A 14,251-nucleotide genomic window follows, 5' to 3' on the forward strand; every position below is an offset into this window, starting at 1 on the left:
GTTTTAAGATGATGGTCGGTGGAAAAAAAGGGGGAGACGATTGATACGTTATGGAATTGTTGGATGTGGTCACATCGCTCGGAAACATGTAGAGGCAATTACAGCTACCGAGGGAGCTTTTTTGACAGCGGTTTGTGATCAAGACAAAACTCGGCTCTCCCGCTGGTCAAGAGATGGAGTGAAGGGTTATACCGACCTGGGGATGATGTTGCGAGAGGCAACCGTCGATGTCATTTGTATATGTACACCGAGTGGCACTCATAAGGAGATGACGATTCAGGCGGCGCAAGCGGGTAAGCATATCATCGTAGAAAAACCGATGGCGCTAACCATAGCGGACGCCGATAAGATGATAGAGGTGTGTAAGAATCAAGGGGTACTATTGTCCGTTGTCCATCCCAATCGCTTTCGACCAGCGATGGAAGCATTGAGACATCGAGTTGTGGAAGGAGCTTTTGGTACCTTTAGTCATGCCAATGCGACCGTGCGCTGGAATCGGGACCAAGACTATTTTGATCAGGCTCCCTGGCGAGGAACCAGGGCGATGGATGGTGGGGTTTTGATGAACCAAGCTATTCACAATTTGGATCTGTTGTTATGGATGATGGGGGATGTGGAAGAAGTATCTGCTTATCAAGCTACCCGTCTCAGAGAGATTGAAGTAGAGGATGTGATGGTGTCGATCCTCCGTTTTAAAAGTGGAGCCCTTGGTGTGATTGAAGCAGCAGTTACCCTATATCCCCGTAATTTAGAGGAGTCACTCTCTCTATTTGGTGAGACAGGGACAGCGGTCGTGGGGGGACCTACTGCGAACTGGATTAAAACCTGGCAATTTGCTGATCTCACTCCAGAAGAGGCGACGGAAATAGTTCAACAAGTTGGTGAAAATCCCTATGGAAAACCTGGACATCAGTGTTTGATCGAAGATATGACCGATGCGATACAAAGGGGTCGACAGCCGCTGATCACTGGAGCGGATGGACGGCGTGTCCTTGCACTGGTAAATGCTTGCCAAAGGGCGGCACTAACTGGGCAACGTATCCGATTGGATGAGTTGACTACAGGAGGGATCAGCGGATGAAGACCCCTTTGATGGATTTAAAGGGTCAATATGGTTCAATTCAAGAGGAAGTCAGCCAAGCCGTGCTAAGGGTATTAGAAAGTGGCCACTATATCCTGGGACCTGAGGTAAGAGCACTTGAAGAGGAAGTAGCTCACTATGTGAGTGCTGGTCATGGGATCGGTGTGGCGAATGGAACAGATGCCCTTGTTCTTACCTTGGATGCAGCGGGGGTTGGCCAGGGGGACGAAGTATTGACCACACCGTTTACTTTTTTTGCAACGGCTGAGGCCATCTCACGCGTAGGAGCCACTCCAGTTTTTGTGGATGTAGACCCCCAGACGTATAACCTGGATGCCAATCAGTTGGAGCTGAAGGGGACAGCGAAGACGAAAGCCATCCTACCCGTCCATATCTTTGGCCAACCAGCCAACATGGATGATGTGGTGTCCTGTGCTCGCGATCACGAGTGGTTTGTGCTGGAAGATGCGGCACAGGCGATTGGTGCTGATTGGAATGGTCGGCGAGTTGGCTCTCTGGGGGATGCTGCTACCTTTTCCTTTTTCCCTACAAAAAATCTAGGTGGGTACGGAGATGGTGGGATGATTGTGACCCCGGATGAAAACCTTGCGACCAAGCTCCGCAGTTTACGTGTTCATGGGAGTGATCCGGCAAACAAATATATCAATCGGAGAATTGGCTACAATAGCCGACTTGATGAATTGCAGGCAGCTGCGTTACGAGTGAAGCTGAAGTATTTAGATGAATGGAACCAGGCGCGGAGAGAGAGCGCCCAACTTTACGATCAGCTGTTAGCTGAGCTTCCTGTTACAACCCCCTATGTCTCTGAGGAAGCTAACTCAACGTACCACTTATACATCATCCAGTCTGAGCAACGGGATGAATTGATGGCCTATTTGCGAAAGCGTGGGATCGCCACTAATGCCTATTACTCGATACCCCTTCACTTACAAGAGGCATTTCATGGGCTAGGCTATCAAGAGGGCTCTCTACCAGTAGCTGAATCCCTAGCCAAACGAACCTTAGCCCTTCCCCTCTACCCAGAGATAAAGGAAGAGACGATCTACCAAGTGGTTAAGGGAGTGAAGGAATTTTATCAAGGGACGATTTAGCTTTTACATCTAAGCGGAGAAGGAGAAGAGCATAGATGGAGCAAACCATTGAGAAAATAAACAGTAAAAATGCTGTCATCGGCGTGATCGGTCTAGGGTATGTGGGACTGCCTTTGGCCTTGGAGAAAGCCAAGGCAGGGTATCATGTCATTGGTTTTGATATCCAGGAAAAACGGGTGGATATGGTCAACCAAGGAATTAACTACATCGGGGATATCATTGATGAGGAGCTTGCTGAAATAGTCCGCTGTGGAGGCTTAAAGGCGACAGCGGATTATGCAGATATCGCTGATTTGGATGCCGTGGCGATCTGCGTCCCCACTCCCCTTGACCGCTACCAGCAGCCGGATACGTCCTATGTAGAAGCTTCCGCTAAGGAGATCGCAAAACGACTTCATCCCGGTATGCTTGTGGTCTTAGAAAGTACCACTTATCCAGGCACCACAGAGGAAGTAGTTTTGCCTATTCTAGAATCAGGTGGGCTAAAAGTAGGGGAGGACTTTTACCTCGCGTTTTCTCCTGAACGCGTCGACCCTGGAAATAAGGTATACAACACCAAAAATACGCCGAAAGTAGTTGGAGGTGTTACCCCTTCTTGTACCCAGGTCGCAGCCGCCCTTTACCAAAATGTGTTGGAAGGGGAGGTTGTAGAAGTGTCCAGCCCCGCTGTGGCAGAGATGGAAAAGATCATTGAGAACACCTTCCGCAATATCAATATTGCCCTGGCTAATGAGATGACTGTTCTCTGTAATAAGATGGGCATCGATTATTGGGAAGTGATCGAGGCGGCTAAATCGAAACCCTATGGATTTATGGCCTTTTACCCCGGTCCCGGCTTGGGAGGGCATTGTATTCCGATTGACCCCTATTATCTCACGTGGAAAGCAAGAGAGTATAAATACCACACCCGGTTGATTGAATTAGCCGGGGAAATCAACAACTATATGCCGGATTTCGTTGTAGAACGGTCGATGAAAATCCTCAATCGGAACGCTAAATCGATGAGGGGAGCGAAGGTTTTAATTCTTGGAGTGGCTTATAAACGAGATATCGATGATATGAGGGAATCGCCTGCATTGGATATTATTGAGAAGTTAGAAAAATACGGAGCTGAATTATTTATTAACGACCCCCATATTCCTGCTTTTACTGTACAGGGGCGCCTTTATGAGAGTATAGAGCTGACAACGGAGTTGCTACAGGAAGTAGATCTCGCGATCATTACTACGGATCATACGGCCTATGACTATAACCATATTGCGGAAAATGCCCGAGTTATTTTTGATACGAGGAATGCCTTGAAGGATACAAAACCGATTCATGGGGACTATGAAAAAATTTAATTTTCTACACCGAAAGTTGTATAGGATAACCCGATAGAAATAGCAGATGGTTCCACTGAATGGAGGGGTATCATGAGCCATTGGATTCATGATTCTGTGAAAATAGGGAAGGGGACGACGGTGGGTCGATTTAGCGTTGTTGAAGAAGATGTGGTTTTGGGCGATAATGTCACCGTTGGCAACCATGTGACCGTCCATGCAGGTACACACATCGGAGACGGTACATTGATTGCTGATAACACCGTTATTGGTCGGTGGCCTCGTCCGGCCAAAACGAGTACTGTTCAAGTGGATGCCGATCTCCCTGGGTTGCGGATTGGAGAAGGGAGCACGATCGGGGCGAATGCGGTTCTCTATCGAGGAAGTATCCTCGGAAATGAAGTGTTGGTTGGTGATCAGGCTCTCATCCGGGAAAAGTGCCGGATTGGGGATACAGTCGTGATCGGTTGCCAAGTTGCTGTAGAGAATCAAGTGGAGATCGGATCCCGTACCAAAATACAGACCAATGCGTATATTACCGCCTATACTCGGTTAGCAGAAGATGTTTTTATCGCACCTTGTGTAACGACTACCAACGATAATTTTATGGGTAGGACAGAGGAGCGCTTTCAGCACATGAGAGGACCTGATGTAAAACGGGGAGCTCGTGTGGGGGGAGGGGCGATTCTCCTCCCTGGAGTCGTTGTCGCAGCAGAAAGCTTTATTGCTGCGGGTGCGGTTGTTCACCGAGATACGGAACCGGCTACAGTGTATATCGGAGTACCTGCCCGTTCCCTTAGACCGGTACCGAAGGAGGAGATGCGCAAAGGTTAGACACGGTAAAGGGGCCAATTATGCTCGCGAAGATTAAACAGTTATTTTCAGATTCAGCCGCCTTTGCAATGGCGCTGATGGGGAACAAGATCGTGGCCTTTTTGCTGGTTCCGGTCTATACTCGCTATCTCGTGCCCTCACGTTTTGGGGATTGGGATATGACCAATACGATTGCAATGGTCGTCACTTACTTTTGTATCTTAGGAACGGATACAGCCTTTGCCTTCTATTATTTTGAGTCAAAGGATGAGGAGGATCGTAAGGGATATTTTACTGCCGCGGTCTTTTTCCCCTTCGTTGTCAGTCTCTTCTTCCTAGCGGTGGCGTTTTTCATCAGCGCACCATCAGTGGATCTTCTTTATAACAACCCAGAGGGGTATGCCAATCTACCCACCCTGGCGATTATTACTATCGTTGCGAACGTGGTCATTCAGCAGACCTTAGCTTACGCGCGATTTGCTCGCCAGGTAAAGGTCTTCATCATTGGTACCATGACCTTTGTGATTGGTTCCAGCTTGGCAAGTGTTTGGTTTCTTATTGAAGGGAAAATGGGTGTGCTCGGCATTTTCTATGGGCAGATCCTGGTTCAATCCATTGTTGCCGTCATTCTTCTTTGGTATTATCGCCACCAATTTACTCGCCATATTAAGAAAAAACATGTATGGGATTTGTTAAGTTACGGTTTTCCACTGCTTCCCACGCTCCTCGCATTTTGGGTGATGAATGCCGTGAGCCGGCCAATCATTTACCACTTGGTTTCTGCGGATGCAGCGGGTGTATTTGGACTAGCGGTACGATTTGCTAGCATTATTGCTTTGATTACCTCCGCATTTCAACTTGCTTGGCGACCTTTTTCCGTCTCCATTAAGGATCGAGAGGATTCCAAGCGGATCTACAGTTTGCTCGCTCGGGGCTTTCTTGTACTAGGTACGTTTTTTATCATGGGCCTTACTTTTTTGATTCAGCCGGTTATCAAACTCATTGCGGGGAAACCTGAGTACTATGATGCTTATCCATATGTATGGATGCTTGCCTTTGGAATCCTTCTGAATACCATGCATTTGATTGTCGGTGTAGGGCTATTGATTAACAAGCTGACCAAAACCATTTCAAAGACCTTTATGGTTGCCGCAGTGATTTATCTGATTGGTAACCTCGCCCTCGTACCTTTTATCGGAGCCTGGGGAACAGGTGCAATGACAGTACTCACCTATTTGTATATCTTCCTCTCCATCTATCGTAAAGGTCAAAGAGCGTACCCTGTTGATTTTCGTATCGGATCGATGATGATTTACCTCACTCTGTTCATTGGAGTGATGACAGCAATCACTTGGATGCAGGTTCATCACTGGCCTGGCATTTGGTTGTGGTATCTAGCCATGATTGTCTTGATGATTGTCGCTATCTTTGCGACAGGATTATTTAATAAAGACTCTATAAAAATGGTTAGTGCCCTGCCTTCTAAACTCATGCGTAAAAGGTGAGTGTTGATGACTTCTCTATCTCTCCCCAGACAGCAACCTCTTCACCAACTATTCCACTTAATGATTATTTTCGCCGTATTGGGACCTACTTTTGGTGTGCCATTGGGTGGTTTCAAGATGACGTTCTTTCGCCTTGTCTTCCTGTTGCTAATGGCAGGGGTATTGATCCGTTGGGCAAGGCAAAGGAATCTAGGTTCTTCTCATATGGGGCCTATCCGCTGGCAAATTGCCTTTTTTGCCTTCTGGGTTAGCTATGCCATAGCTTCTCTCACCTGGGTAGAGAACCTTGGGAATGGGCTGAAGTACACCACATTCTTAGTCATGATGGTTCTTATGTGCCTCTTCTTTCCATTCTTCTTAAAGGATGTTGGCTCTCTAAAAAAGACTGGACGCGTGTTATTTGGAGCCTTTTTTATCATCGTAGCCTTTGGGTTGATCGAAGCGCTCACTTTTTGGCATCTTCCCGCTTCTCGCTATTGGCAGAGGGATGCGTCTAACCCTACATCCTTTTTTACCAACCAAAATGACTTTGCCACCGTACTCACACTAGGACTGCCCTTTTTGATCACAGCACTCTATATGCTGCCCCTTACACGTAAGACGAAGATTTGGATCTATATCACAGGGATCATCGCCCTTTGCGATCTGTTTATTACAGGTTCACGCAGCAATAGCGGCTTTGCTCTTCCTTTGCTCGTCATCGGGTGGTTGATCCTCATTCCTTTGACAGTCGAAAAAAAGGATCGCCATCGAAAAAATGTTGTAAAGGGACTAGGGCTAGTTCTTTTGGCTGTATTGGTGACTTTCCTCCTTCTTTCCTCCGTTCTGTCGCAGGATACGCGGGATAAACTGGGTAGTACCCTAGGGATCATTCAACATTTACAGTCTTGGAATCTACCCCAGGATGAGGGAGGGAGTGGCGAGGATGACACCATGGGGAAGGATCAAAGTGTATCCATTCGTAAGAATTTGATCCTGCATGGGCTTCATTTCCTCAGGGATAGTCATTATATGGGCGTGGGTGCAGGTAATATTGAGAACTATATGAAGGGCGCTTCCGGGGTTGGATCCAAAGTGAACATGCACAACTGGTGGGTAGAAATTTTGGTCAATTTTGGGGTGCCGATCTTTCTCCTATACATGAGCTTGTATGGCTGGCTATTGTGGCGATTATTTTCCTTAGCTCGAGTCAGAGAGAGTAATCGATATCTTCCCCGGGTGATTCGTTGGGGGGCGACGGCTTGTTTGATCTCTCTCATTGGTTACTTCTTTGGAGGAATGTCACCAAGTACAGCCATTCATTTTACTCCTATGTGGATCGTGTACGGTTTTTCCCTTGCTGTAGTCCTTCTCGGGGAGCGAGTGAGGCGAAGTGCTGAAGGAGGGGGTTCTGCATGACCGGGGGAAAAGTAATGATCATGAGCTCCGTTCATAGCTATAACGATTCCCGTATTTATCACAAACAGGCCCGTTCGTTAAGGGAAGCAGGTTATCAAGTGGAGTTGCATGCCCTGGCAGACTTTCAAGAACGGGAGATTGAGGGAGTTCGTATTATTGGACTTCCAATACCGCAGAGTAAGGGTACTCGCCTTCTAGGGGGGTGGCGCCTCTTTTTGCGAGCGTTACGTAGTAGGGCGGATCACTTTCATTTTCATGATCCTGAGCTTTTACCCTTGGGTGTCCTCTTGCAGCAGATGACTCGTCGGCCTGTTATCTATGATGCTCATGAGGATCTGCCAAAGCAGATTGGTACGAAACCATGGATTCCAGTGAAGTGGCGAAACTCCCTAGCGCGTGTTGCAGATTGGGTAGAGAAGGGAATGGCAAGTCGACTTTCCGCAGTGGTGACTGCAACCGATCCGATCGCTAGTAATTTTACATCCACCACAAAACGCGTAGTGACTGTGAAGAACTATCCGCTTCCCTTTAGAGACTCTCCTCCTGTAAAGGAGAGAAACAGCAACTGTATTGTCTATGTGGGAGGGATCTCCTATTTGCGGGGATACAAAGAGATGATCGCAATGATGGACTATCTCCCCCCAGAGCTGGAAGCGGAACTTCATCTAGTCGGTCCACTGCAACATATCCACCCAGAGGATCGCAAGGAGACAGAGCTACGTAATAAGAGAGTAACCTTACATGGTCGTATTCCCTTTGAAGAAGTAGGGGCTTGGTTAGCTCGTAGTAAAGTAGGACTTGTTTGTCTTCACCCTGTGGAAAACTACCGGGAGTCTTTACCGATCAAACTTTTTGAATATATGGCAGCAGGGCTACCCGTAGTAGCAACCAATTTTCCACTTTGGCAGCAGATTCTTGAATCAAGTGGAGCAGGTGTAACAGTAAACGCCTTGGATCCAAAAGAGATGGCAGGTAAGGTAGAGGAAATCTTGCGGGATTCCTCACTGAGTGATGAAATGGCTAAAAACGGAAGAGAGGCTCATCGAGATGTTTATAATTGGTGCATAGAGGAGAAGAAATTACTAGGTCTATATCGAGACCTGACGCCGCTGTCAAGACACAAAGGAGGATCCGTAAGCCAGGTTTAGATGTAAAGGTTCGTTATCCGTCGAACAAGGAAGTGAAGCCGTTGCGTATCTGGATTGCTAACCACTATGCCGTGCCTCCTCGTCTTGGGGGGATTACTCGACATTATGAACTAGGTGAAGAGTGGGCAAAGGAAGAAGGGGCTGAGGTTACCCTTTGGCTTTCTTCTTTTAACCATTCTCGTCGTCAGTTCGTTGATCAAGCATCCAAGGGAGAAAAGGAGCCTGTAAAAGGGTTCCGGTTGCGGTGGTTGTGGTCTTTTCCGCATCGTCGGAATGATATTCGCAGAATGCTGAATATGATCAGCTTTGCTTTCCTCTTCTTCATTGCGGGCTTATTTCGGACGAGGCCAAATGTGATCATTGCCTCCTCTCCACATCTATTAACCCCCTTTTCGGGATGGTTATTGTCTCGTATTAAGGGATGCCCCTTTGTATTGGAAGTTAGGGACTTATGGCCCGATACGCTGATTAACATGGGTGGGCTCAAACGATCCTGGATGATTAAAGCGTTAACTTGGCTTGAATCCTTTCTCTATCGACAGGCGGATAAGATTGTCGTACTGACGGGGTATCAACGACGCTTTATTGTGGATAAGAAGATTGATCCTAGTAAGGTGACTCTCATCCCCAACGGAATCCTCCGTGATTCCTGGAAATCCTGTGAAGAAAAGCGAAGTGCAGCTCGTCGTCGCATGGGGGTAGCATCGAATCAGTTCGTTGCCCTTTATGCGGGAGCACATGGGCCGGCTAATGCGCTGGAGTATGTAGTGCGGGCTGGGAAGGAGCTTCCACAAGATTGTGTTATTGTCCTGATAGGAGATGGACCAGAGAAGAAAAAGTTACAGCGGATTTGTGAGCAGGAGAATATTGAACAAGTTTTCTTTCTGGACCCAGTCACCAAAGAGGAAATATATGACTTTATCGATGCGGCAGACTGTGGGATCATCTCTCTTGCCAATAATGAGATTTTTCGTGGAGCGCGTCCCAATAAGCTATTTGATTATTTATTTGTGGGTAAACCGATTCTAACCACCGTAGATGGAGAGGTTCGCCAGATTCTTGAGGAGAGCCGAACGGGAATCTTTTGCGGTGCAGAGGACCCTCGGGGGATTGCAGAGGGGATCCTGCTTTTACGTGACTTGCCTGCCGTAGAAAGAAAAGCAATTCAGGAGCGAGGGCTTCAATATGTGGATCAGTTTGGTGATCGACAAAAGTTAGCTCATCAGTTTTATGAGGATCTGTGCTTTTCACCGGTGTCCATGAACATGAGACGACGTTGGAGGAAGCATAGACGGATTATGGATCGTGGTGGCTCGTAATGAAAGATAGACTATCACCCCTTGGAGCTAAAGCGCCGTGGGTTTTGATGTGTAATGAAAGGGTTAATCTCTAATTTGTAATCAAAAGGTGGTATAGAGCATGAAGCGGTATGGGTTATTTATCAATGGGGAATGGACGCATGCACTTCAAGGGGAATTTTATGAGGTGACAAATCCCGCTACAGGAGAAATTGTGGGTGTGTGTGCAGATGGGGATGAAGGAGATGTAGAAAGGGCTGTGTCTGCCGCCCATCAGGCCTTTCCTGTTTGGGCCAATCGAACAGCAAGGGAAAGGGCGGATATTCTAAGGCGTTCCTATGAGTTGATTGTGTCTCATAAAGATGAGCTAGGGGAGATCATGACACTAGAACAGGGAAAACCCCTGGCTGAAGCATATGCAGAGGTGCAATATGCTGCTGATTTTGTAGAGTGGAGTGGAGAAGAAGCCAAACGGATCTATGGGGAAACGATTCCCGCTTCATCCCCAGATAAAAGGATCTGGGTACATAAACAGCCTGTGGGTGTCGCTGCTGCGATCACCCCGTGGAATTTTCCTGCTTCGATGATTACTCGTAAGATTGCTCCTGCCCTCGCCGCAGGGTGTCCGGTCATTATCAAACCAGCAGAACAGACCCCCTTGACAGCGTGCCGTTTAGTAGAACTCTTCCAAGAAGCAGGAGTTCCTAAAGGGGTTATCAACTTGATCACCAGTACAAGGGCCCCATCTGTTGGGAGTGCGATGCTTGCTGATGAGCGAGTAAGGAAAATCGGATTTACCGGGTCGACAGAGGTTGGCAAGATTTTGATGAAACAAGCGGCAGATACGATGAAGAAAGTAAGTCTCGAGTTGGGTGGACATGCTCCCTTTATCGTATTTGCGGATGCCGAGCTCGACCGTGCTGCTGATGAGGTGATAGCCAGCAAATTCCGCAATGCGGGTCAGACCTGTGTTTGTGCCAATCGGATTTATGTGGAGGAGAGTATTGGTAATGCTTTTGCTGAGCGATTGGCCCAGCGGGCTAAGAAGCTAAAAATGGGGAATGGGTTGGAGAAAGATGTCAGCATCGGTCCCTTAATCGATGGCAATGCTGCGGATAAAGTTGAGGGACAGGTGAAGGATGCGATTAATAAAGGAGCAGAGGTCATCGCAGGAGGTCACCGCCATACCAAAGTAGGGAAAAATCCTGGTGAGAAGGCCCACTTCTTTGAACCGACGGTTCTCCTTCAGGTGACCGATGAGATGGAAATCATGCAGGAAGAAACCTTTGGACCTGTTGCACCGATTCAATTTTTCAACTCAGAAGAAGAAGTTGTTAAAAAGGCAAATAACAATCGCTATGGACTCGCCGCATATTTCTACACCCAAGACCTAGCCCGAGCCATTCGCGTAGCGGAGGGATTGGAGTTTGGTATTGTAGGTGTAAATGATGGGGCACCTTCAACGGCCCAAGCACCCTTTGGAGGGTTTAAAGAGAGTGGTCTTGGACGAGAAGGGGGTAAATACGGAGTGGAAGAGTTTTTAGAGACCAAGTATATCTCCGTTAATATAAAATAAAACCCACTTCTTTGATGTTCTTATTGAAGATAAATGACTTCACAGTGCTAAATACAATAGAGTAGCAGGAATCAGAGCGGATTCCTGCTACTCTATTGTATGAAATAGTTTACTGTGGGTAGACCATCCATATATCGTGTAGTTTGTTTATTTTCGAGGAGTTAATTTTCCAGGATGACATCAGAAAATACAGAGGAAATTTTATGTTTGAAAAAAGCCTTCGTTCACGAAGTTGTCAAAAACCCATGATATCGCTGGATTTATTTATTGTACCGTGAAAGGAGAGTTCTTTACGGGGGAGTAAACCCTAACGTTAAAAAGCCGGATGTTTTCCGTCTAGCTTTCATGAGAAATGCATAGGTTGGTTAAAGAGAAAATGGACAGCCTTAAGTGATAAATTTATCCATTGGGATGGTAAAAAGACCAGTGGGAACTTTTTTTACAGGAGAAGCGTTTAGCTTTATAAGGAACCTTTTTGCGGAGAGTGGACTTCCTAAGGTCCGTCACCTGTTGAAGCTAACGTATTCGGACGAAAGGGAGTGGTGCGGGTGATGAAAGTGTTGGTTACTGGAGGAGCTGGCTTTATCGGCTCTCATATTGTCGAACAGCTCTTAAATCATGGATATCAGCCGGTAGTTGTGGATAACCTTCATTCAGGAAAAGAAAATTATCTACAGTCAGGAGTCCCCTTTTACCGGCTTAATATACAGGACGAAGGATTAATGGAGGTATTTGAGAGAGAACGGCCTCGTGTGGTTATACACCATGCGGCCAATGCAAAGGTGACTACTTCAGTCGAAGATCCCATAAGGGACGCCGATATCAATATTGTTGGTACTCTACGTGTATTGGAAGCGTGTCGACAATATGGAGCAGAGAAGATCGTCTATGCCTCCTCTGCTGCCATTTATGGAAATCCTGAGTATCTTCCCTTGGATGAAAATCACCCCGTTCGACCGCTTTCTCCCTATGGTATTTCAAAGTTTACGCCAGAGTCTTATCTCAAGATATACAATGATCTCTATGGTCTCCATTACACTGCCTTTCGCTACGCGAATGTATATGGTGTTCGTCAATTGCCTGGTGGAGAAGCAGGAGTTATCCCCACTTTGATGAACAAAGTGATTGATGGAGAAACCTTCACCATCGATGGGGATGGAGACCAATCTCGTGACTTTATTGATGTGGAGGATGTTGCAAGGGCAAACATCTTCGCCTTGGAGAAGGGGAATAATGAAATCTTCAACCTGGGAACAGGTCTTAGAACAACTCTGAACGATCTCATCGCTATCATGGAAGAAATATTAGGGGAAAAAATCGAAACGGTGCATGGTCCGGACAGATCAGGGGATATTAAACACAGCTATTTCGATATCCAGTATGTGACGGACACATTGGGATGGTCTCCACAGGTGGATCTAAAGAAAGGTCTAGAGCGGACATTTGCCTATTTTCAAGCGTTGGCAGTGCGTTAATCTACCCCTTTTGTTATAGGATATCAGGTGTGAAATACATCCAAAGGCATGTGAAAAGATTGCGTAGCATTATTGTAAAATCGTTGTAAAATCGCCATAGTGACATATTGTAAAAGAGAACAAACTCAAGTATACTGAGTAGCAGTTGAAATAGAGCAACGGTTTTCATCCTCACTTTGAGGACGAATACAACACTATTCATTATGGTAGGAGTGGTTTGCGGATGCGTTCAAAAGCAACGGCTTACGAAAGCGATTCGCAAGCGCGACTGGAATCTAAGCAGGGTAGCAAATTAAACTGGTATTCCCTTGTTAAGCGGGGGATGGAGATCGCCTTTTCAATTGGACTATTACTCTTTACTTTACCTGCGTTGGTTCTGACGGCTATTGCGATTAAAATCGAAACCAAGGGCTCGATCTTTTATAAACAGGAACGAGTGGGGCAGAATGGCCGCCGTTTCCATATTATTAAGCTTCGCTCGATGCGGACAGATGCTGAAAAAAATGGCCCACAATGGGCAGCTAAAGATGACCCTCGAGTCACAGGAGTGGGACGCTTTATTCGTAAAACGCGTATCGATGAAGTTCCCCAGTTAATTAACGTCTTGCAAGGGGATATGAGCCTGATCGGTCCCCGACCGGAACGACAAGTTTTCACTGAAAAATTCTGCCAGGAGATCCCTGAATTCAAACAACGCCTTCTGGTGAAGCCAGGTTTGACAGGCTGGGCTCAGGTGAATGGTGGGTATGATGCTACCCCTGAGGAAAAGTTCTCGATGGATATGTACTATATCGAACGTCAATCCTTATCCCTGGACTTTAAAATTCTTTACCGCACCGTATGGGTCGTTTTATCTGGAAGCGGAGCACGTTAATGGAAATAGGGCTATAGATGGTTAAGTAAAAGAGGGTCGCCAGTTTTGGCAACCCTCTTCTTTATCCTAGAGGATGGAACATCCGGAAATACGCATACGTCATGTAGGTACCCCAGTTGCTTCCTACCTATGCTCCATTAAGAAATAAGCCAGCGCAAGGATAGGTAGAACAGCAACCAAAATGGAACGCTCATAAAAGCTGCGTTGAAAATGCCCAACCAGAAGGTTTTACCAACTACCATGTAGTTCATCAGGGGCACCTCCGATACCTCTTAGTGACTATATTATACGGCAGATCGGCGATAAATAGTGGGCTCTGGGCCAAATGTAAAGGAAATGTAATCTCCTGGAGATCTGTTATTCATTAAGGGAAGAACGTGGATATTCAAACTCAATCTCAAGTAAAGGTCATTTTTCATCAACCTGATGGATTTACTTATTGTTGACAGCATAGGTACAATGGTATAGAATCAACCTATTGCGTTTAAATAGTATATGTCGCGTTTTATGCGCGTTCTCTTATCAAGAGAGGTGGAGGGACTGGCCCGATGAAGCCCGGCAACCGACCGTTATATTGTAACGGTAAAGGTGCCAATTCCTACAGAACAAAAATGTTCTGGGAGATGAGGGAGAGGAATCTAATCGACGA

At 46.6% G+C, this 14,251-nt stretch carries 11 protein-coding genes and 1 riboswitch; all 11 genes read left to right on the forward strand.

Annotated elements, in window-relative coordinates:
- The first annotated feature begins 40 nt into the window (after positions 1-40).
- The 11 genes from BLV90_RS04115 to BLV90_RS04165 all read left to right on the forward strand — a co-directional run bounded on the left by BLV90_RS04115 (position 41) and on the right by BLV90_RS04165 (position 13,602).
- Positions 41-1,081, forward strand: coding sequence for a Gfo/Idh/MocA family protein (locus BLV90_RS04115; RefSeq protein ID WP_091736610.1), 1,041 nt, complete (start codon positions 41-43; stop codon positions 1,079-1,081).
- Positions 1,078-2,193, forward strand: a complete 1,116-nt coding sequence (locus BLV90_RS04120; RefSeq protein ID WP_091736613.1) for a DegT/DnrJ/EryC1/StrS family aminotransferase — start codon at positions 1,078-1,080, stop codon at positions 2,191-2,193. The genes BLV90_RS04115 and BLV90_RS04120 overlap by 4 nt, the downstream gene beginning before the upstream one ends.
- A 35-nt stretch (positions 2,194-2,228) precedes the next feature.
- Entirely contained in the window at positions 2,229-3,536 is a 1,308-nt protein-coding gene (locus BLV90_RS04125; RefSeq protein WP_091736616.1) for a nucleotide sugar dehydrogenase, read from the forward strand.
- 72 nt (positions 3,537-3,608) lie between these two features.
- A complete protein-coding gene (locus tag BLV90_RS04130) occupies positions 3,609-4,349 on the forward strand; it encodes an acyltransferase (RefSeq protein WP_091736619.1) in 741 nt (246 codons plus the stop codon).
- A gap of 20 nt (positions 4,350-4,369) precedes the next feature.
- Positions 4,370-5,833: an oligosaccharide flippase family protein gene (locus BLV90_RS04135; protein WP_091736622.1), complete on the forward strand. Its 1,464-nt coding sequence runs from the start codon at positions 4,370-4,372 to the stop codon at positions 5,831-5,833.
- A 6-nt stretch (positions 5,834-5,839) separates the two neighbouring features.
- Positions 5,840-7,231 carry an O-antigen ligase family protein gene (locus tag BLV90_RS04140; protein WP_091736625.1) on the forward strand — a complete coding sequence of 464 codons (1,392 nt, stop codon included), beginning with the start codon at positions 5,840-5,842 and terminating at the stop codon, positions 7,229-7,231.
- Entirely contained in the window at positions 7,228-8,379 is a 1,152-nt protein-coding gene (locus tag BLV90_RS04145; RefSeq protein ID WP_091736628.1) for a glycosyltransferase family 4 protein, read from the forward strand. Before BLV90_RS04140 ends, BLV90_RS04145 begins: the two co-directional genes overlap by 4 nt.
- A gap of 41 nt (positions 8,380-8,420) precedes the next feature.
- Positions 8,421-9,698 carry a glycosyltransferase family 4 protein gene (locus BLV90_RS04150; protein WP_177167887.1) on the forward strand — a complete coding sequence of 426 codons (1,278 nt, stop codon included), beginning with the start codon at positions 8,421-8,423 and terminating at the stop codon, positions 9,696-9,698.
- A gap of 100 nt (positions 9,699-9,798) precedes the next feature.
- Positions 9,799-11,253 (forward strand): NAD-dependent succinate-semialdehyde dehydrogenase, encoded by a 1,455-nt coding sequence (locus BLV90_RS04155; protein WP_091736634.1) that lies wholly within the window; start codon positions 9,799-9,801, stop codon positions 11,251-11,253.
- A 551-nt stretch (positions 11,254-11,804) separates the two neighbouring features.
- Entirely contained in the window at positions 11,805-12,728 is a 924-nt protein-coding gene (locus BLV90_RS04160) for an NAD-dependent epimerase/dehydratase family protein (RefSeq protein WP_091736637.1), read from the forward strand.
- A 223-nt stretch (positions 12,729-12,951) separates the two neighbouring features.
- Entirely contained in the window at positions 12,952-13,602 is a 651-nt protein-coding gene (locus BLV90_RS04165; RefSeq protein ID WP_091736649.1) for a sugar transferase, read from the forward strand.
- Positions 13,603-14,118: 516 nt separating this feature from the next.
- Positions 14,119-14,232: riboswitch (SAM riboswitch) on the forward strand.
- Positions 14,233-14,251: the final 19 nt, after the last annotated feature.

Origin of the sequence: Marininema mesophilum, from assembly GCF_900106775.1 — a bacterium.
Lineage (GTDB): Bacteria > Bacillota > Bacilli > Thermoactinomycetales > DSM-45169 > Marininema > Marininema mesophilum.